This is a genomic window from Salipiger sp. PrR002, assembly GCF_010500775.1.
GTDB lineage: Bacteria > Pseudomonadota > Alphaproteobacteria > Rhodobacterales > Rhodobacteraceae > Salipiger.
Genome location: NZ_JAAGOU010000008.1, coordinates 54,814 through 74,991, shown reverse-complemented (window position 1 = coordinate 74,991; position 20,178 = coordinate 54,814). Strand labels below are relative to the sequence as shown.

General features: G+C 66.4%; 16 protein-coding genes. 3 read left to right on the top strand and 13 right to left on the bottom strand.

The genetic code is table 11. The features are described 5' to 3' along the window. Positions 1-3: 3 nt before the first annotated feature. The 3 genes from G0A00_RS10405 to cydD all read right to left on the bottom strand — a co-directional run bounded on the left by G0A00_RS10405 (position 4) and on the right by cydD (position 5,127). Positions 4-1,617: a cytochrome ubiquinol oxidase subunit I gene (locus tag G0A00_RS10405; RefSeq protein ID WP_164181092.1), complete on the bottom strand. Its 1,614-nt coding sequence runs from the start codon at positions 1,615-1,617 to the stop codon at positions 4-6. A 175-nt stretch (positions 1,618-1,792) separates the two neighbouring features. Further along, the gene (locus G0A00_RS10400; RefSeq protein ID WP_164181094.1) at positions 1,793-3,460 is read right to left on the bottom strand and encodes an amino acid ABC transporter ATP-binding/permease protein; all 1,668 of its coding nucleotides are present in this window, start codon (positions 3,458-3,460) and stop codon (positions 1,793-1,795) included. After that, positions 3,454-5,127, bottom strand: coding sequence for a thiol reductant ABC exporter subunit CydD (cydD, locus tag G0A00_RS10395; RefSeq protein ID WP_164181096.1), 1,674 nt, complete (start codon positions 5,125-5,127; stop codon positions 3,454-3,456). Before cydD ends, G0A00_RS10400 begins: the two co-directional genes overlap by 7 nt. A 187-nt stretch (positions 5,128-5,314) precedes the next feature. On the opposite strand from cydD, the gene G0A00_RS10390 reads away from it, so the two are divergent. Both G0A00_RS10390 and G0A00_RS10385 read left to right on the top strand, forming a co-directional pair. Beyond that, positions 5,315-5,875 carry a DUF4202 domain-containing protein gene (locus G0A00_RS10390; RefSeq protein WP_164181098.1) on the top strand — a complete coding sequence of 187 codons (561 nt, stop codon included), beginning with the start codon at positions 5,315-5,317 and terminating at the stop codon, positions 5,873-5,875. Between the two features lie 95 nt (positions 5,876-5,970). Continuing rightward, a complete protein-coding gene (locus G0A00_RS10385) occupies positions 5,971-6,666 on the top strand; it encodes a cobalamin biosynthesis protein CbiX (protein WP_164181100.1) in 696 nt (231 codons plus the stop codon). Positions 6,667-6,669: 3 nt separating this feature from the next. On the opposite strand, the gene G0A00_RS10380 is transcribed toward G0A00_RS10385, so the two are convergent. From G0A00_RS10380 to G0A00_RS10370, 3 genes are all read right to left on the bottom strand, one after another. Next, positions 6,670-7,626 carry an acetamidase/formamidase family protein gene (locus tag G0A00_RS10380; protein ID WP_164181102.1) on the bottom strand — a complete coding sequence of 319 codons (957 nt, stop codon included), beginning with the start codon at positions 7,624-7,626 and terminating at the stop codon, positions 6,670-6,672. A 331-nt stretch (positions 7,627-7,957) separates the two neighbouring features. Continuing rightward, a complete protein-coding gene (locus G0A00_RS10375; RefSeq protein WP_164181104.1) occupies positions 7,958-11,098 on the bottom strand; it encodes an efflux RND transporter permease subunit in 3,141 nt (1,046 codons plus the stop codon). A 22-nt stretch (positions 11,099-11,120) separates the two neighbouring features. After that, positions 11,121-12,260 (bottom strand): efflux RND transporter periplasmic adaptor subunit, encoded by a 1,140-nt coding sequence (locus G0A00_RS10370; RefSeq protein ID WP_164181218.1) that lies wholly within the window; start codon positions 12,258-12,260, stop codon positions 11,121-11,123. Positions 12,261-12,425: 165 nt separating this feature from the next. Here G0A00_RS10370 and G0A00_RS10365 point away from each other — a divergent pair, with 165 nt between their 5' ends. Continuing rightward, positions 12,426-13,094 carry a TetR/AcrR family transcriptional regulator gene (locus tag G0A00_RS10365; protein WP_164181106.1) on the top strand — a complete coding sequence of 223 codons (669 nt, stop codon included), beginning with the start codon at positions 12,426-12,428 and terminating at the stop codon, positions 13,092-13,094. Positions 13,095-13,097: 3 nt separating this feature from the next. Here G0A00_RS10365 and hutC read toward each other — a convergent pair whose 3' ends face one another. The 7 genes from hutC to hutU all read right to left on the bottom strand — a co-directional run bounded on the left by hutC (position 13,098) and on the right by hutU (position 20,155). Further along, entirely contained in the window at positions 13,098-13,826 is a 729-nt protein-coding gene (hutC, locus tag G0A00_RS10360) for a histidine utilization repressor (RefSeq protein ID WP_066102208.1), read from the bottom strand. A gap of 13 nt (positions 13,827-13,839) precedes the next feature. Further along, positions 13,840-14,631 carry an amino acid ABC transporter ATP-binding protein gene (locus G0A00_RS10355; protein WP_066102210.1) on the bottom strand — a complete coding sequence of 264 codons (792 nt, stop codon included), beginning with the start codon at positions 14,629-14,631 and terminating at the stop codon, positions 13,840-13,842. Next, positions 14,628-15,296, bottom strand: a complete 669-nt coding sequence (locus G0A00_RS10350) for an amino acid ABC transporter permease (RefSeq protein ID WP_066102212.1) — start codon at positions 15,294-15,296, stop codon at positions 14,628-14,630. The genes G0A00_RS10355 and G0A00_RS10350 overlap by 4 nt, the downstream gene beginning before the upstream one ends. Further along, complete coding sequence (locus tag G0A00_RS10345; protein WP_066102215.1) at positions 15,296-15,940, bottom strand: amino acid ABC transporter permease; 645 nt, start codon at positions 15,938-15,940, stop codon at positions 15,296-15,298. The genes G0A00_RS10350 and G0A00_RS10345 overlap by 1 nt, the downstream gene beginning before the upstream one ends. 151 nt (positions 15,941-16,091) lie before the next feature. After that, on the bottom strand, positions 16,092-16,913 hold the full coding sequence (locus tag G0A00_RS10340; RefSeq protein WP_164181108.1) for a transporter substrate-binding domain-containing protein: 822 nt from the start codon (positions 16,911-16,913) through the stop codon (positions 16,092-16,094). Between the two features lie 183 nt (positions 16,914-17,096). Next, on the bottom strand, positions 17,097-18,467 hold the full coding sequence (locus tag G0A00_RS10335) for an FAD-binding oxidoreductase (protein WP_368667685.1): 1,371 nt from the start codon (positions 18,465-18,467) through the stop codon (positions 17,097-17,099). Beyond that, positions 18,464-20,155, bottom strand: coding sequence for a urocanate hydratase (hutU, locus tag G0A00_RS10330; RefSeq protein ID WP_164181110.1), 1,692 nt, complete (start codon positions 20,153-20,155; stop codon positions 18,464-18,466). The genes G0A00_RS10335 and hutU overlap by 4 nt, the downstream gene beginning before the upstream one ends. Between the last annotated feature and the right edge of the window lie 23 nt (positions 20,156-20,178).

Below are 20,178 nucleotides of genomic sequence, written 5' to 3'. Positions count from 1 at the left end.
CAATTACTCCGCGGGCATTTCGGCAAAGGGACCCTTGCCGTCATGGGTGCGCAGACGGTGCTCGTGACGCGCCATCCATTTCTCGGTTTCTTCGACGTCTTCCTGCGGCCCCTTGCGGATGTATTTCAGCATCAAGCCCATCTCGACGATGAAGAGCACGGTGTAGAAGAGCGCAAAGCCCGCCAGCGTGAACAGCAGATCGCCGACGCTCAGGTGGGAGGCCGAGAGCGCGGTGGGCAGGATGCCGTCCACGGTCCACGGCTGACGGCCAAACTCGGCGACGATCCAGCCCATCTCTGCGGCGATCCACGGCATCGGGATCCACGCCACCGCGATCATCAGCGCCCAACGCGGGTAGGCGCCGCGCCGGAAGTTGCTGAGCACGAAGAAGAGGCCGGTCAGCGCGATGAAGGAGAAGCCGAGCGCGACCATGATACGGAACGACCAGAACAGCGGGAAGACGCCGGGCACCGTGTCATCTGCCGCCATCTTGATCTGCGCCTCGGTGGCCTCGCGCGGGTCATCCACATAGCGCTTGAGCAGCATCGCATAGCCAAGATCGGCGGAATGCGCCTCGAAGCTCGCACGCACATCCGCCGGGGTGGCGTCGCGCTGCTCGCGGATGGTCATCAGCTCGTCATAGGCGGTGATGCCCGAGCGGATGCGCACCTCGGATTCAGCCACCAACTCGTTGATACCGGGGATTTCCTGCGTCAGAGAGCGCGTGCCGATCAGCCCCATGACCCACGGGATATGCACCGCGTAATGGGTCTCGCGCGCTTCCTGATCCGGGAAGCCGATCAGGGTGAAGGGCGCGGGCGCGGGTTCGGTCTCCCACATGGCCTCGATCGCGGCGAGCTTCATCTTCTGGGTGTGGCTGGCCGAGTAGCCGGACTCGTCACCCAGCACGACTACCGACAGCGAGGCGGCAAGGCCAAAGGAGGCGGCGACCGAGATCGACCGGCGCGCCAATTCCACATGGCGGCCCTTCAGCATGTACCAGGCCGAAACACCCAGCACGAAGATCGACGCGGTGATGTAGCCTGCCGAGACGGTGTGCACGAATTTCGCCTGCGCCACTTCGTTGAAGACCACCTCGAAGAAATTGGTCATCTCCATGCGCATGGTCTCGGGGTTGAACTCCGCGCCCACCGGATTGACCATCCAGCCGTTGGCGATGAGGATCCACAGCGCCGAGAAGTTCGAGCCGATCGCCACCAGCCATGCCACAACACAGTGCGCGACGCGCGACAGCCGGTCCCAGCCGAAGAAGAAGAGGCCGACGAAAGTGGCCTCAAGGAAGAAGGCCATCAGCCCCTCGACCGCCAGCGGCGCGCCAAAGATGTCGCCCACGTAGTGGCTGTAATAGCTCCAGTTCATGCCGAACTGGAATTCCATGGTGATCCCCGTGGCCACGCCGAGAACAAAGTTGATCCCGAACAGCGTGCCCCAGAATTTCGTCATCTGCCGCCAGATCGGACGCCCTGTCATCACATAGACCGTCTCCATGATCGCCACGAGGATCGACAGACCCAGCGTCAGCGGCACGAAGAGGAAGTGATAGAGCGCCGTCATTGCAAATTGCAGGCGCGACAGCTCGACAACATCGAGCTCCATGTCAGTACTCCTCAGGTTTTGCGGCCGGGCGGCGTGTGATCACGCGTGTGGTCCCCTGCCTCTCGGCCTGCACATTAAAAATCGAGGTGGGCGGATACTCTTGACCAAGCGACACCTTTCCGGTGCCCTGCTACACCCGGCGATCGGGCCAGCGTTTTGATCTGCATCAAGTTCATCATATTTCTGGGATATATCTTTTCAGATCGATGACTTGATCAGCAGCTTCAAGCTCGGCAACGCGATGCGAAGCCGTGATGATCGCCGCATCCGGCAAAAATTCCCTTATGCCTGCAATGACTTGCCGCGCCACCTGCCCATCGAGCCCCTCGGTCGGTTCGTCCAGCAGCAGCAGCTTTGGGCGGCGCAGGAGTGCGCGCGCCAGCACCAGCCGCCGCGCCTGTCCACCCGACAAACCGGCCCCGCCCTCACCCAAAGGTGAACGCAAACCGCCCCGCGCGTCGATAGTTTCAGCAAGCTGCACAGCGCCGAGCGCGGCCATCGCCTCTGGCTCGGTCAGACCGGGACGCGCCAGCGCGAGGTTCTCCAGAACCGTGCCCGACACCAGCGCCGCGCGTTGCGGCACGAGGGTCATCACCTCGCGCAATTCCGGCTCCGCCCATGTCGCCAGCGGGCGCCCCAGCAGCAGCACATCCCCGGCGGTGACCGGCTCCAGTCCGGCGATCACGTCGAGCAAGGTGGATTTGCCCAATCCCGAGGCCCCGCGCAGCGCCAGCATCTCGCTGGGACGCAGCGCGAAGGAAAGATCATGCAGCAGCAGGCGGCTCCAGCCCGGCCGTGCGAGCGACAGATGCCGCAGGTCGAGCACCACATCCGCGGGCCCTTCTGCGGCGGCGGCACGGGCCGGGGCCGCGCGCTCGGGCGGCTCGGCCAGCACCCGCTCGGCGGCGTCGCGCATCCGGCCGATCTCGGCCATGCCGCGGCGCAGCGGCACGAGCGTCTCGCCAAGCGCCAGCGCCACGAAGACGCCGATCGCCGCCAGCGCCGGATCGAGATCGCTGGCGCTCACCAGCCAGCCGCCCAGCACGAAGGCCAGCGCCACCACCAGCGTCACGAGCGCCGACAGAACCATGCCGGCCCCGGTGTCGATGGCATCGAGCCGGTCCATCGCGGCCCGTGCCTCGGTCTCCGCCGCATTTAGCCCCGCCCGCCAGCGCGGCAGCGCGCCCTGCAGGATCGCCTCGCGCCGTCCCCGGAACAGGCCGATGGCGCGGCGGCGCAGGTCCTGCGAGGCGGTCTCGGCCCGCGCCGACAGACCCAGCGTCGCGCGCCCAACCCGCCAGAGCACCACGCCGCCGCCCAGCAGATAGCCCGCCGCCACCGAGATCGCGACCGCATGCGAGGTAAGCGCCCAGAGGCCGAGAAACACCGCCGCATGGGTGACCAGCGCCGCCGCCACAGGCAACGCCAACCGCAGCACCACGCCGTCGAGCGCGTCCACGTCTGCGGTGATCCGGGTCAGCGCGGAAGCCCCGCGCAGCCGCCGCAGGTCGGCCACCGGGAACCGTTCGAGCCGCTGCAGCAGCGTCACCCGCAGCGAGGCCAGCGCGCGCAGCGTGGCATCATGGGTCAGCAGCCGCTCGCCATAGCGCGCCGCCGCCCGGCCCAATGCGAGCCCGCGCACCCCGGCGCTCGGGCGGAAGACGTCAAAGGCGATGCCGATACCGGCGATGCCCGCCAGCCCGGTGGCGGTGATGAACCAGCCCGACAGCCCGAGCAGCGCCGCGCCCATCAGCAGTACTAGCACCGCCAGCAGCGCGCCGCGCCACATGGCAAAGGGATGCGCGCGCCACAGCAGGCGCAGAACCTTCCAGAGCTTCAGCATGCGCCCGACTCCAGATCAATGCGCTGCGCCATCGCCTCGGCCAGCACCGGGTCGTGCGTCGCGACAATCACCGTGCGGCCTTCGGCGGCCAGATCGCGCAGCACCTCGATGATCGCCGCCCCCGTCGCCGCGTCGAGATCGGCGGTAGGCTCGTCGGCAAGGATCACATCGGCACCGCGGATCAGCGCTCGCGCCAGCAGCAACCGCCGCGCCTCGCCCCCCGAAACCCCGGCACCGCTCTCGCCAAGCACCGTCTCGAGCCCGTCCGGCAGCGCCTCGACGATCCGCTCGGCCCTTGCCCGTCGCAGCGCCTCTGGCGGCACATCGCCCTCCGGCGCGCCGCTGAGAAAGCCGCGCAGGGTGGTGTCGGGGATATGCACCTGTTGCGGCACGTAGGCGAGCCGTGCGCGCCACGCGTCGGCGCACTCGCTGCTCAAGAGCTGGCCTGCGACCCGCACCTCGCCAGCACTTGGCACCAGCAGCCCGGCGATAAGGTCGAGCGCGGTGGATTTGCCCACCCCGCTTGGCCCGCAAAGCGCCAGCGAGGCCCCCGGACCGACCGCAATATCAGGCAGCGCGATCTCCTGCGCCCCGCGCTGCACGCGCACGCCTTGCAGCGCCACCGAGGCCGGGCCGGGAAGCGGCGCGGCGCTGCCTCCCTGCCCGAGCGCGGCAACGCCGGGCTCGGCCTCGACCTGCGCCAGTTCCTCCGCCACCGCCTCGGCGGCGGCCTTGTCGTGCCACGCCGCAGCCAGATCGCGCAGCGGCTGAAAGAAATCCGGGGCGAGCAGCAGCAGAAAGAGCCCCTGAAACAGCGTCAGCTGCGGCCCGAACAGCCCCCATGTGCCGATGGTGATCTCGCGAAGCAGCGAGAAGCCGACGTAGACCGCCACCATCGCCACCCCCAGCGCCGAGAAAAGCTCCAGCACCGTCGACGACAGGAAGGCCACCCGCAGCACCGCCATGGTCCGCTCGCGCAGCCCGTCGGCGCGGGCTTCGAACTCGGCGCGCGAGGCTTCGGCGGCGTTGAGCAACAGCAGATCGGGCAAGGCCGAGATGCGGTCGATCAGCAGCGTGTTCATCGCGCCCACCTCGACCATCTGCTTTTCGCTGGCGTCCTTGGCCGCCATCCCCACCAGCGCCATGAACAGCGGGATCAGCGGCCCGGCGACCAGCAGCACCAGCCCCGCCGCCCAAGAGATCGGCAGGATCACCGCCAGATACAGCAGCGGCAGCAGCCGCGCCCGCGCCATCGCGGGCCGGTAGCGGGTGATCCAAGGGCCCAGCACCGCCAGCTTCTCGGTCAGCAGCGCAGCCAGCGCAGCCGATGACGCGCCGCCGCTGCGCAGCGCCTCGCGATCCAGCAGTGCCTGACGCCGCGCATGGATGGTCTCGTCGGCGGCGGCATAGGCCAGCCGCGCCGCACGCCGCTCGATCCCCGCGCGGAGCACCCCAAAGAGCGCAAAGGCCAGAGCCGCCCAAAGCGTACGCGACAGCGGGGCCGCTTCGGCCCAGCCGGCAATGCCCCAAGACAGCGCCGCCGCCTGCGGCAGCCAGAGCGCCGCCGCAAAGGCCGAGAGCCGCGCCGCGCTGCGCAGGCGCCGCTGCGCCTCTGGCTCAAGCAGGTCTTCGGCCCGGGTCCGGTCGGTGTCGGGGGATTTTGCCATGACGGCTCCGCATCGAAATTCGCGTCGGCTCAATGAGATACATGCAGCGCATAGGTTTCAACCGCATTCGGCCCTGCGCGTCACTCTGCCGCCGCCCACAAGGTGCGAAGCGTTGCGCCCGTGGCACGGCCATGCGACTTTGGCCGCGCGCACCCCGCGCATCGCAGATTTTCGAAGGAGCCCGATCATGAGCGCATTGCAAGACGTCCTCGACGAGATCGACGCCGCGAACGCCAAGGATCCGACCCAGGAAGACGGGCGCCCGGCGGCGCAGATCTATGGCGAGCGGATGAGCTCGGAACTGGCGCGGCTGTTTCCCGATGCGTCGGAAGTGCTGCAGATCGCGGCGCGCGGCCAGCATGTGGAGCGTTGGCTTCTGCCCCGCGACAGCTTCCCGATGGACCGCCCCGGCTATTTCGCCTGGCGCAAGGAGCAGGGCCGCCGCCACGGCGCGCGGCTGGCGGGCATGATGTCCAAGGCGGGCTATCCAAGCGCCGAACAAGAGCGCATCGGCGTGCTGCTGCGCAAGGAAGGCATCAAGCGCGACGCCGAGGTGCAGGCGCTGGAGGACGTGATCTGTTTTACGTTCCTGAAGTGGTATTTCTCGCCCTTTGCCGAGGGACGCGACGCCGAAGGTCTGCAGCGCATCGTCGAGAAGACCGCGCTGAAGATGTCGCCCGAGGGCCGCGCCCGCGTGCTGGAGGAGTTCGATCTGCCCGAGCCTTTCGCAGGCGCCTTCCGCGACTAGGGGCCAAGCTCCTTCGAAGGGGCTTGCAAGAGTTTTCCAAAACTCTTGCGGCCCTATGTTCGGAGCCATCCGCAGCAGTGAAAAGACCGAGCCACATGACACGAACCGCGCTGATCGTCGCCCATGGCAGCCCCTCCGACCCCGACCCGCAGGAGGCGGCGCTGACCGAGCTTGCCGCCCGCGTCGCGGCCCGCCTACCCGGCTGGCGCATCGGCGGGGCGACGCTGGCAAAGGAAGGCGCTTTCGATGCGGCTGTGGCGGATCTCGGCGCGCCGTGGATCTACCCCTATTTCATGGCGCGCGGCTATTTCACCAAGAAGGTTCTGGCCGAGCGTGCCGCGCCTTTGGGCCTGCGGGTGCTCGAGCCGTTCGGCACCGAAGCCAGTCTGATTGCGAGCGCCGCGCAGGCGCTGCGCCGAACGCTCTCCGAGAAAGGCTGGGACGCCGCGCAGACCACGCTTCTGATCGCCGCCCATGGCAGCGCGGTCTCGCGCACCAGCGCCGAGAGCGCCCGTGATTTCGCCGCCGCGCTCAACGGCGTTCTGGGCTTTGCCGAGGCCCGCGCGGGCTATGTCGAAGAGCCGCCCTTTCTGCGCGATCAGGCCGAAGGACTGGGACAGGCGATCTGCCTGCCGCAGTTCGCGCTCAACGCCGGGCATATGCTCGAAGACGTGCCCGAGGCGCTGAGCGCGGCAGGCTTTGAGGGTCCGGTGCTGCCCGCCTTCATCGACTGGCCCGAAACGCCCGAGCTAATCGCCCGCAGCCTCGAGCAACAGGCGGCGCTGGCCTGAGGTTCAGCCGGTCTGCAGCAGCGCCTTGCGCAGCCGCCCGTGCACGCCCTTTTCCTGATTCACCGACTGGGTGATGGCGAAATCCGCCGCCAGAGAGCACAGCTGATAGGCCTCGGTCTCGCTGATCTCCACGCGCTCGCGGATCATCGCGATCATCTGGCGCAGCGCGATCTGCAGCGCCGTGTCGAGACTGGCGTGGAAGCCCATCGAAATCAGCTCGGTCGGGGTCTCGGCCCGCGGCAGGTCGATGCGCTCGCCGGCACCCTTGAGCAGATCGAAGCGGAAGGTGCCGGTCAGCGAGGTTTCCAGCGCGGTGATGCAGACTTCGCCATCGCCCTGACAGCCGTGGCCATCGCCGCAGGAAAAGAGCGCCCCCTCGGTGTGGATGGGCAGATAGAGCGTGGTGCCCTCGGTCAGCAATTTGAGGTCCATATTGCCCCCGTGCAGGCGCGGCTGGATCGAGGTAAGCTCGCCCCACTCACGCGGCGGCGCAACACCCATGACGCCAAAGAACGGCGCAAGCGGCAGGGTCGCCCCCCACGGCAGCTTGCCCGTGCGCGCCTTGCGGTCGATGGGGATGAGCGTGACGGTGGATTGCGAAACCGGGAACTCTCCCGGCAGCGTTCCCGACGCCGGGCGCACGGCGTTGAACCCCCAGTCGGCACCCAGCTCGATACGCTCGATCTCTACCTTCAGCACGTCGCCGGGCATGGCGCCCTCGATGGCCACCGGCCCGGTCAGCAGATGCGCCTGCCCCTTGATGTCGGCGGCGAGGATGTCGCGATGCGCGGGCGCCACGGTCAGTCCCGAGCCCTCTTTGGGCAGCACCTCTTGGCGGCCCGAAAAGGTCTCGATGGTCACCCGGTCGCCCGGCGCCACACACATCACCGGCGGCAGGTCGGACCAGAAGCGGCCCCAGTGGACGGTCTGCGGGGTGGCGGCAAGCGTGTGATCGGTCATGGAGACGGGCCTTATATTTGAGACGGGTGCAGCTTTGCGGGGCAAAGCCGGAAGGTAAAGTGACTTCGAAGGGTTCGGCTGCCGGTCACGGCGCAATGGGAGCCGGGCGATCGCTGGCCCGTGGGGTGGCGCTGCTACGTCCGAGGTAGACACTTTATGGCGTCAAATCCGGATCACATGCGATCATTGCGCAGAGTTGAAAAGCGCCAGCCCGTCGGGACGGGCCAGCGCTCGCCCGGCGGCTTCGCCTTGATTCTGGGCGGAGGGCGCAGCCGAAATGCAAAAGAGCGGACCCGAAGGCCCGCTCTCTTTGTCTCGCAGGATGCTGCGCTCAGCTTGCCATTTCGGCCCGCTTCGCGGCCAGTTCGCGCTCTTTCTTGCGACCGAAGACCTTCATCACCACGACGAAGAACAGCGGCACGAAGAGCACGCCCAGCACGGTGCCGGTGATGGTCCCGCCAAGCACCGCCGAGCCCACCGCCTGACGCCCGCCAGCGCCCGCGCCGCTGGAAAGCACCAGCGGCACCACGCCGAGGCTGAAGGCCAGCGAGGTCATGATGATCGGGCGGAAGCGCTGCCGCGCCGCCTCTTTCACCGCAACCAACAGTGGCTCGCCATGCTCTTCGTAGCGTTCGCGGGCGAACTCCACGATCAGAATGGCGTTCTTGCCGGTGAGGCCGATCACGGTCAGCAGGCCGACCTGGAAAAAGACGCCGTTTTCAAAGCCGAACCAATAGGCCGCGCCCATGGTGCCGAGCACGCCGATCGGCATGGCCAGCATCACCGAGAACGGAATGGTCCAGCTCTCGTAGAGCGCCGCAAGGCAGAGGAAGATCGCCGCCAGCGACAGCCCATAGAGCAGCGGGGCCGAGCCGCCGGAGTCGCGCTCTTCCAGCGACAGTCCGGTCCAGGCGATCTGGTAGCCCGGCGGCAGCTGGCTGGCGAGACGCTCGATCTCGGCCATCGCCTCACCGGTGGTCACACCGGGCGCGGGCGAGCCCTGAATCTGCATCGCCGGCACGCCGTTGTAGCGGTTGAGACCCTGCGGGCCATAGGTCCAGTCTTCGGTGGTGAAGTTGGCGAAGGGCACCAGATCACCGTTCGAGTTGCGCACCCGCCACTTCTCGAGGTCCGAGGGGGTGGCGCGGCTGTCGGCTTCGCCCTGCACGTAGACGCGCTTGATCCGCCCGTTGTCGTTGAAGTCGTTCACATACTGACCTGCCCACGCGATCGACAGCGTGTTGCCGACATTGGTCGGGGTGACGCCCATCGCACCGGCGGCACGCCAGTCGATGTCGAGATTGAACTGCGCCGCGTCTTCCAGACCCGAGGGACGGGCCGAGGCGATCAGATCGCTCTGCGCCGCCATGCCCAGCATCTGGTTACGCGCGTTGAGGAGCTGTTCGTGGGTCTGACCACCCTGCGCCTGCAGGAAGAAGTCAAAGCCCGAGACGTTGCCCAGTTCGATCACCGCCGGCGGCACGATCGGGAAGACCATGGCGTCGCGGATGCCCATGAACGCCGGGAAGGCCCGGCCCGCCACCGCCTGCACGCTCTGCGCGGGCGAGGGGCGGTCTTCCCAGTCCTTCAGCCGCACGAAGGTGAGGCCCATGTTCTGCCCCTGCCCCGCGAAGGAGAAACCGACCACGCCAAAGACCGACTCCACTGCTTCGGCCTCATTCTCGATGAAGTGGCTCTGCACCTGCTCGACCACATCAAGCGTGCGCTCGGCGGTGGCGCCGGTCGGCCCCTGAACAAGGGTCATCAGGATGCCCTGATCCTCATTCGGCAGAAAGCCCGTGGGCGTGCTGTTGAACAGGAACACCATGCCGTAGCCAAGCGCGCCATAGACCACCAGCATCCGCAGCGGGCGCTTGATGATATGCCCCACGGTGCCAGCGTAGCCGCCGGTCAGCTTGTCAAAGCCCTTGTTGAACCAGCCCAGAGGACCACGCGCGGTCCCATGTCCGTGCTTGGGCTTGAGGATGGTGGCGCAGAGCGCCGGGGTCAGCGTCAGCGCGACCAGCACCGAAAGGCCCATGGCCGAAACGATGGTGATCGAGAACTGCCGGTAGATGATCCCGGTGGAGCCGCCGAAGAAGGCCATCGGCACGAACACTGCCGACAGCACCAGCGCGATGCCGACAAGCGCGCCGGTGATCTGGCCCATCGACTTGCGGGTCGCCTCGCGCGGGCCAAGGCCCTCTTCTTCCATGATCCGCTCGACGTTCTCCACCACCACGATGGCGTCGTCGACGAGCAGGCCGATGGCCAGCACCATGGCCAGCATGGTCAGCGTGTTGATGGTGAAGCCCGCCATGGCGAGGATCGCAAACGTGCCGAGGATAACCACGGGCACCGCCAGCGTCGGAATGATCGTGGCGCGGATGTTCTGCAGGAACAGCAGCATCACGAAGAACACCAGCACGATGGCTTCCATCAGCGTCTTCTGCACCTCGTGGATCGAGATCTCGATGAACGGGGTGGTGTCATAGGGAATGACGTAGCTGACGCCCTCGGGGAAGAACTCGGAATATTCCTCGATCCGCTGTTTCACCCTCTCTGCCGTATCGAGCGCGTTGGCGCCCGACGCAAGCTGCAGCGCCATGCCCGAGGAGGGCTTGCCATTGTAGCGCGCGATGGTCGAGTAGTTCTCGGCACCGATTTCCACCCGCGCCACATCCTGCAGCAGCACGAGGCCGCCGTCGGTTTCCGAGCGCAGCACGATGTTGCGGAAATCCTCGGGGGTGCGCAGCAGCGACTGTGCGGTGATCGTGGCGTTGAGTTGCTGGCCCTCGGGCGCGGGCAGCGTGCCGAAAGCCCCCGCCGAGATCTGCGCGTTCTGCGCCGAGACGGCACTCACCACATCCGAGGGGGTCATCTCGAAGGCCGAGAGTTTCGACGGATCGAGCCAGATGCGCATCGCGTATTGCGCGCCAAAGACCTGCGCCCCGCCAACACCCTCGATGCGGCTGAATTCGTCCACGAGGTTGGAGTTCAGGTAGTCCGAGAGGTCGGCCTGATCCATCTTGCCGTCGTTGGAGATGAGGCCGATCACCATCATGAAGGACGACGAGGACTTCTCGACGGTGACGCCTTGCCGCTGCACCGTCTCGGGCAGCAACGACGTCGCCTGTGACAGCTTGTTCTGCACCTGCACCTGCGCCACGTCCGGATCGGTGCCCGACTCGAAGGTCAGGGTGATCGAGGCCGTGCCCGCCGAGGTCGACGAGGAGGTCATGTAGCGCATCCCGTCGAGGCCGGTCATCTGCTGCTCGACGATCTGCGTGACCGTATTAGCTACTGTCTCGGCCGAGGCACCGGGGTATTGCGCGCTGATGCGCACCGACGGCGGTGCGATCTCGGGATATTGCGCGATGGGAAGGTTGAGGATCGAGAGCACCCCGATCCCCATGATCAGGATCGAAATGACCCATGCAAAGACCGGACGGTCGATGAAGAAACGTGCCATCAGAAGGCTCCTTGTCCGGGGGTCACTCGGTCGCCGCGCCGGGGTCGGCGGCGGCGGTTTCGGTCGCGTCGCGCTCCTCGGGGGTCACGGTCTGGCCGGGGGCGATCTTTTGCAGGCCCGCGACGATCACACGATCTCCGGCGTCGAGCCCCTCGGTCACCACCCATGCGTTCTCGAGATCACGCTGGATGGTGATCTGGCGGCTTTCCACTTGGTTGTCGGCGTTCACCACCATGGCGACCGGGCGACCGCGGCGGTCGCGGGTCACGCCTTCCTGCGGCACAAGAACGGCATCGCTGACGCTGCCCTGCGGCAGTTCGACCTGCACATACATGCCGGGCAGCAGGAAATGATCGGGGTTGGGGAATTCCAGACGCAGCACGACAACGCCGGTCTGCTCGTTCACATGCGGCTCGGCGGCAGCCAGACGGCCGGTGTGCTCATAGACCTCGCCATCGGCAAGGCGCAGGCTGACCCGTGCCTCGCTCTCTTCGGCGGCAGCCTGCCCAGAGCGGCGCCAGCGCAGCATTTCGGCAGCCGATTGCGTCACGTCCACATTCACCGTGTCGAGCGCGCGGATGGTGGTCAGCGCGGTCGACTGACCAGCGGTGACAAGCGCGCCTTGTGTGGCGTCCGACAGGCCCACGACACCGGTCAGGGGCGCGCGGATCGTGGTGCGCTCAAGGTCGATGTTGGACGACAGAAGCTGCGCCTCGGCAACCTTCACCGCCGCTTCGGCAACGTCGCGCGCCGCCAGTGCGTCGTCCAGCGTCTGCTGGCTGGTGACCGAGCGGTCGCGCAGTTCCTGCTGACGCTTGAGCTCACGCTCGGCAGAGGCCGCCTGCGCCTGAGCCTGCGCGAGGCTGGCTTCCGCCGACGCCTTGGCCGCCTCGTAGCTCGCCGGGTCGATGCGATAGAGCGGGTCGCCGCGGCTGACGTCCGTGCCTTCGTCGAACAGGCGCTCGACGATGATGCCGCCCACCTGCGGGCGCACTTCGGCCTCGCCCGAGGCCTGCACGCGGCCCGGCAGTTTCGTGGTCAGCGTCACATCCTGCGCCTCGAGGGTCACCACGGTGACCGGCTGCGGCGGAGCCTCACCCTGCTGCTGCGCGGAAACGGCAGGCGCGACGAAAACTGCGCCAATCAGGGCAAGACGCCGCATCAGGCTGGAAGCGGGGCGGTTCGACATGGAAGGGCTCCGGAAACAAAAGAAGGCGCGTCTTGCGCGCAGGTCCTGAATCGCGATAAGGAAACGCATCCGTTTTGTAAAGCACCCACATGTGCCAGTGTTACGATTTAGAATGCCCTATGTGACCCAAGGACACCAATGACCGATTCCAGCACACCCGCCGACGACGAGTCTGCACCGCGCCGCCGTGGCCGCCCGGTCCAGATGGACCAGAAAACCCGCGAGGAACTGGTGCTGTCGACGGCGACGCAGATGATTGCCGAGCATGGGCTGGAAGACGTCTCGGTCGCCGCGATCGCGCGGCACGTGCATATGTCGAAACGGACGATCTACACGATGTTCGACAGTCGCGAAGAGCTTCTGGGGGCCTGTTTCGCGCGCATCGGGGCGCGGCTGTTCCGCAGCCGTGACAGCGAAAACGCCGGGGCTCCGCTGGAAGAACGCCTGCGCCACCTGCTGACGCTGAACGAAGAGCCCAGCCTCAACGAAGCGCCGCTGGAACTGCTGCGCGCGGTGATCACCTCGGCCCCGACCTACCCCAAGCTAGCCTGCAGCATCCTCGAGAGTGGCGCGCTGACGCTGCGCAGTCATATCGCCCGCGAATTGTCCGAGGCCGTGGACAAGGGCGAACTGGCGCTTGATCAGGCAGATTGCGAACCCGCTGCCGAGATACTGATGGACATGTGCCTCGGGAACGGCATCCACAAGCTGCTGGATCCGGAACGCTATTGCTCGACGCCCGAGGTTCGCGCCGCGCGCCGAGACCGCGCCATCACGCTATTTCTCGACGGAGCCCGGCCGCGCTGAGCCTCAGGGCAATGACGGGGTGAAGCGGGCGCTCAGGCGGTTGGCGGCGCCCGGATAAGTCAGCCGCACCTCGGTCACGGTCTCGCCCTGCCGCCAAGTCCGGCGCTCCATCACCAGACAGGGGCTGCCGGTCGACAGATCCAGCAGTTCCGCCACCCGCGCCGACGCGCCGACCGCGGCAATCGTATGCTCGGCCTCGCTCCACGGAATGTGCCGAAGCAGCCAGACACCGGGCGCCAGATCGGTGAAGCTCTCTGCCTCGGCATCCGGCGCCACTTCGAGATTGATCACCCGGTCCTCAAGGCAGAACGGTGCCTCATCGGCATAGTGCAGACAGGTCAGCGCCAGCACCTGCGTGCCGGGCTCGACCCCAAGCTCGTCGGCCTCGGTCGCCTTCGCCGCGCGCAGAACCCGCGCCACCACCTCGTGGCGGTAAGCGGCCCCCTGCGCGGTGACCTCGTCCTTGATGTCCTTGATCTCAAGAACCGCGTTCTGGCTCTGCTGCGGCATGACGATCGAGCCGGTCTTGCGCCGCCGCAGCACCAGCCCGGCGTTGGCGAGCTGGGTCATGACCTTGTTCACGGTCATCCGCGAACAGCCATACTCCAGCCGCAACTCCTGCTCGGTGGGCACACGGTGGCCCGGGGGCCACGCGCCGGAGAGGATCTTGCCCTCCAGATCGCTGCGAATGCGCTCGTGCAGCGATTGTCGGGAAGCGCCCTCCTTGATCATCCGCGCCCCTCCCTCAGACCAGCGTCGAGGCGCCGCGGTCGAGATAGGTGTCGAGGAACTGTTCAAGACGCGGGTGGCGCGGCTTGGCGAACGCTTTCGACGGCGCATCGGTGAACAGCAGCTTGCCCTGATCGAGGAAGCTGATCTGGTTGCCCACGGTGGCGGCAAAGCCGATCTCATGGGTCACCACGACCATGGTCATCCCCTCGGCGGCAAGGCTGCGCATCACGTTCAGCACTTCGCCGGTAAGCTCGGGGTCGAGCGCCGAGGTGGGCTCGTCGAACAGCATGATCTTCGGCTCCAGCGCCAGCGAGCGGGCGATGGCCACGCGCTGCTGCTGGCCGCCGGAAAGCTGGCTGGGGTAGTGCCCGGCACGGTTTTCCAGCCCCACCTTGCGCAGTTGCACCATGGCCTTCTCTTCGGCCTCGGCCTTGCTCATCTTGCGCACCCGGCGCAGCGCGGCGGAGACATTGCCGAGCGCGGTCATATGCGGCCAGAGGTTGAACTGCTGGAACACCATGCCGATCTGCGAGCGCACCTTACGCAGCTCGTTGGCGCTCTGACGCTGGCGCTTGCCCGCACCGTCGTAGACGAAGCCGAGCGGGCTGCCTTCGATGAAGATCGAGCCGTCGGTGGCCTCTTCAAGGAACGCCATGCAGCGCAGCAGCGTCGACTTGCCCGAGCCCGAGGGACCGATCAGGCAGGACACCTGCCCGCGCGGAATTTCCAGCGAGATGTCGTCGAGCACGGTCGTCGTGCCGAAGCGTTTCACCAGATGCTGAACGGAGATCGCGTTGTCGCTCATGCCTTGGCCAGCCTGTATCTTGAGAGTTTCTTTTCCGCGAGCCGCCCGAGCAGGCCCGCCAGTTCGACCAGCACCCAATAGACGAGCGCGATCAGTACCATTGCCTCGACGAAGGCATATTCCTGCGAGCCGATGGCACTGGCGGTCATCGTCATCTCGGGAACCGTGATGAGCGACAGCAGCGCCGTTTCCTTCAGCAGGATGATCGCCATGTTCACCGAGGGCGGGATCACCAGCAGCGCCATCTCGGGCAGCAGGATGTTGCGGATCACCTGCATCCGCGTGAAGCCAAGGCACTCCGCCGCCTCCACATGGCCCGGCGGCACCGACTGGTAACCGGCGCGGAAGATCTCGGCGAAATAGGCCGAGCCGTAGATGCTCAGCGCGATCAGACCCGCGGGCAGCGCGTCGAGCGACAGGCCGATGTAGGGACCGCCGAAATAGAGCAGGAAGAGCTGCACGAGGAAGGGCGTGCCGCGGATCACTTCGATCGGCACGGTCAGCGCCTTGTCGATCAGCGTGCCGCCGTAGCGCCGCGCCGTGGCGATGATGAAACCCAGCAGCGCACCGGCCAGCGTGCCGACGACCCAGACGAAGACCGTCATCGCGATGCCGGAGATCAGCGCGTCCTGTTTCGACAGGATGACGTTGAAATCAAAACCCATCACTTGCCTCCCACGCCCGGAAGGCGACGTTCGAGCTGGCGGCCAGCGGTGGCGACCACGAGGTTGATGACGAGGTAGATGAGGCCTGCACTGGCGTAAATCTCAAGCGGCATGAAGGTCGATGCCACGAGGTTCTGCGCCATGCGGGTCAGTTCGATCAGACCGACCACCGAGACCAGCGACGACGCCTTGAGGATCAGAATCGCCTCGTTGATCAGCGCGGGCAGGGTCAGCCGCAGCGCGATCGGCACGCGGATGTGCCAGAAGGTCTGGCTCTTGGTGAAGCCCGCCATGTCGGCGCTTTCGACCAGACCGGTGGGCACGCCCTCGAAACCGCCGCGCAGGTTCTCGGCCTGATAGGCGGCGGTACAGATCGACAGGCCGATCACCGCGGTCACCATCGAGGGTATCTGAACCCCGATCACCGGCAGCAGGTTATAAAGCAGCAGCAGCTGCACCAGCAGCGGCGTGCCGCGGAAGAAGGAAATGAAGAATTTCGCGAACCATTGCAGCGGGCGGATGCCCGAGAGGTTCGCTGCCGACAGCAGGATCGCCAGCGCAAGGCCGATTGCGATCGACAGCGCACTGACCCAGATGGTCATCAGCGAGGCTTCGAGCAGCAGGTTGAAGAGTTTCCAGCTCATTGTCCGGGAAGGGCCTCGGGCTTGGCGTCAGGTGCGGGTGAAGAAAACCGGCTGAAAAGACCGGCTGAAAAAGACCGGCGGTGGTCGGATGACCCTCCGCCGGTCAGGCCGAAAGGGCCGGCCCGCGTAGCACGGACCGGCAGGGAAAGCCTTAGATGTTGGGCTCGGTCACCGCGTCGGGCGTTTCGAAGGTCTGGCCGAACCACTTCTGCTGCATCTCGCCGAGACGGCCGTCGGCCTTCATCTTCAGCAGAGCTGCGTCGATGGCGTCCATCAGCGAAGCGTGGTCGTCGTCCTTCAGGCCCGGGAAGCCGAAGTAGGTCTTGGTGCCGAAGGGCGCGACCACTTCAAAGACCTCGGGACGCTGCTGCGCCACGAAGGCGATGTTCGGCAGCGAGTTGGCGACACCGGCGATACGGCCAGCGGCGAGGTCGGCATAGGCCTCGTTGAACGAGACGTAGTCCTTGGTTTCCGGTGCCGGGTCGAGCGTCGCGCCGAACTCTTCGAGCTGGGCGAGCTGCGCGGTGGCGTGGCCGGAACCGATGGTCTTGCCAGCGATGTCCTCGGGCTTGCTGATCGAATCATCCTTGGCCGATTTCAGCAGGGCGACGGTGGCCTCGGCGATCGGCGGAGTGAAGCGGTAGCGCTCCATACGTGCCTTGGTGATGGTTGCGGGGCCCGCGACCACATCGAACTGACCCGCTTCGAGACCCGGCAGAACGCCAGCCCAGTCGAGGGTGATCCATTCGATCTCGACGCCCAGTTCTTCACCGATTGCGGCGAAAACGTCCATGTTCAGGCCCACGTGGTCGCCCGCGTCGATGTAATCGAAGGGGGCAAAGGCAGTCTCGGTGCCGACCTTCATGACGCCAGCTTCCTTGATGCGAGCCAGCGCGTCCTGCGCTTGGGCCGCGACGGCCCCACCCATCAGAAGCGCGGCACCCGCCAGTGCGGAGATGACTTTGTTGCGCATATCCAGTAGTCTCCCTGTTGTCGGTCCCGGCCAGTTTTGGGGCTGGGTTCCGATTTTGACTAGACAAAAGGGACCACGCTGAGCCCCTGTGTCAATCCCTGCCGTTGGCCCTTCTCACGAGGGTTTGTGACAGGCAAGAGCAAGCGCCCAAAAATCAGGCACCTGCCCTTTGGTTACCGGGCCTCAAAGATCGAAGATCTTGCCCGGGTTCATCAGATTGGCCGGATCCACCGCGCGCTTGAGCGTTTTCATCAACGCCAGCGCCGCACCGTGTTCGGCCTCCATATAGCTTTTCTTGCCCAGCCCGACGCCATGTTCGCCGGTGGCGGTGCCGCCCAGCTCGATGGCACGCGCGACCAGTTGGCCGTGCACCTTTTGCACCCGCGCCTTCTCTTCCGCGCTCTCGGGATCGAACAGCATCACGAGGTGGAAATTGCCGTCACCCACATGGCCGTGCATCGGCGCGACGATCCCCTCATCCTGCAGCACCGCCTCGATCTCCGTCAGGATGCGCGGCAGTTCGGAAACCGGCACGCAGACATCCGTCGACAGCGAACTGCAGCCGGGCCGCAGACCACGCGCGGCGTAAAGCGCCGAATGCCGCAGCGCCCAGGCCTTGGCGTATTGCTCGGGCGTGTCCACCGGATGCACCTCGGCACCGTTCTCACCGGCCAGCGCATCGAAGGTGTCGCGGTCGGCCTCCACTTGGCCTTGCGACCCGGCAAGATCGACCAGCAGAGTCGGCTGCTCGGGCAGCGAGACCTTGTTGTAGGCGTTGATCGCCTTGACCTGCAGCGTGTCCATCAGCTCGATCCGGTTTAGGCACAGGCCGAACTGCAGCGCCTCAACCACGGTCTGCGTCGCCGCCTCGATCGAAGCAAAACTGTAGAGCCCGGCCTTCGACGCCTCGGGGATGCCGGTCAGGCGCAGGGTGAGCTCGGTGATGATCCCAAGCGTGCCCTCTGCCCCGATGAAGAGATGCGTCAGATCATAGCCCGACGAGGATTTCCGCGCCCGCCCGCCGGTGCGGACGATCTGCCCGTCGGGCAGCACCACGGTCAGCCCCATCACCAGATCGGCCATAGTGCCATGGCGCACCGTCATCGTTCCCGACGCGCGGGTTGAGGCCATGCCGCCAAGCGTGGCATGGGCACCGATGTCGATGGGCAGGAAAAGGCCCGTTGCCCGAAGGTCTTCGTTCAGGCGCTGCCGGGTGAGCCCCGCCTGCACGCTGCAATCCATGTCCTCGGGGCTGACGCGCAGCACCTTGTCCATCGACGACAGGTCGATGCAGAGCCCGCCTTGGGTGGCGTTCACCTGCCCCTCAATGCAGCTGCCCGCGCCGAAGGGCACGATCGGGCAGCCATGGGCGGCGCAGATCTTGACCGCCTGCGCCACCTCTTCCGTGCTCTGCGCCATGAACACCGCGTCGGGCAAGGCCGCCGGATGCCAGCTGTCCCCTGCCCCGTGCTGCACGCGGACCGCCTCGCTGCGTTCGATCCGGCCCGGAAAGGCTGTGTCTAGTTCGGCGAAGGCGGTCTCGTGCTGTGTCACCCCAGGATCCCCGGCAGGTTGAGTTGATGCTCGCGGGCGCAGTCGAGAGCGATCTCATAGCCCGCATCCGCATGTCGCATAACGCCTGTCGCAGGGTCATTCCAGAGCACCCGCGCCAGACGCTTGTCCGCCGCCTCGGTGCCGTCGCAGCAGATCACCATGCCGGAGTGCTGCGAGAAGCCCATGCCGACGCCGCCGCCGTGGTGCAGCGACACCCATGTCGCGCCCGAGGCGGTGTTGAGCAGCGCGTTGAGCAGCGGCCAGTCAGACACAGCGTCCGAGCCGTCCTTCATCGCCTCGGTCTCGCGGTTCGGCGAAGCCACCGAGCCGCTGTCGAGGTGGTCGCGGCCAATGACGATCGGCGCCTTCAGCTCGCCGTTGCGGACCATCTCGTTGAACGCGAGGCCCAGCTTGTGGCGCAGCCCGAGGCCGACCCAGCAGATGCGCGCCGGCAGGCCCTGGAACGCGATGCGCTCGCGCGCCATGTCGAGCCAGTTGTGCAGATGCGGATCGTCGATCAGCTCTTTCACCTTCTGGTCGGTCTTGTAGATGTCCTCGGGATCACCCGAGAGCGCCGCCCAGCGGAACGGGCCGACGCCGCGGCAGAACAGCGGGCGGATGTAGGCAGGCACGAAGCCGGGGAAGGCAAAGGCATTCTCCAGCCCCTCTTCCAGCGCCATCTGGCGGATGTTGTTGCCATAATCGAGCGTCGGCACACCGGCGTTCCAGAAATCCACCATCGCCGCGACATGGTCGCGCATCGAGGCTTTGGCGGCCTTGGCCACGCCCTTGGGATCGCTTTCCTGCTTCTGGCGCCATTCGGCAACGCTCCAGCCCTTGGGCAGGTAGCCGTGCACTGGGTCATGCGCCGAAGTCTGGTCGGTCACGATATCGGGGCGGCCATTGGGCATCGGCTCGCCCGCCTGCATGCGGCGCACCAGTTCGGGGAAGACATCGGCGGCGTTGGCGATCAGCGCGACCGACTTGGCCTCGCCTGCCTTGGTCCAGCGGTCGATCATCTCGAGCGCCTCGTCCAGCGAATGGGTCTTCTCGTCGCAATAGCGGGTGCGGATGCGGAAGTCGGCGCGGGTCTCGTCGCATTCCACCGCAAGGCAGCAGGCCCCGGCCATCACCGCCGCCAGCGGCTGCGCGCCGCCCATGCCGCCAAGGCCGCCGGTCAGGATCCATTTGCCCTTGAGGTTGCCGTCGTAGTGCTGGCGGCCCGCTTCGACGAAGGTCTCATAGGTGCCCTGCACGATGCCCTGCGCGCCGATGTAGATCCACGAGCCCGCGGTCATCTGGCCGTACATCGCCAGACCCTTCTTATCGAGCTCGTTGAAGTGATCCCAGTTGGCCCAATGCGGCACGAGGTTGGAGTTGGCGATCAGCACGCGCGGCGCGTCGGGATGGGTGCGGAACACGCCCACGGGCTTGCCCGATTGCACCAGCAGCGTCTCGTCCTCTTCGAGCTTCTGCAGCGACGCGACGATCTGATCGAAGTCATCCCATGTGCGGGCGGCGCGGCCAATGCCGCCATAGACCACCAGTTCGTGCGGGTTCTCGGCCACATCGGGGTGCAGGTTGTTCATCAGCATGCGCATCGGCGCTTCGGTCAGCCAGCTTTTCGCGGTGATCTCGGTGCCGGTGGCGGGATAGACGTCGCGCTGGTTGTGACGGGGGTTGGTCATGTCAGTGTCCTCTAATCGGCCGG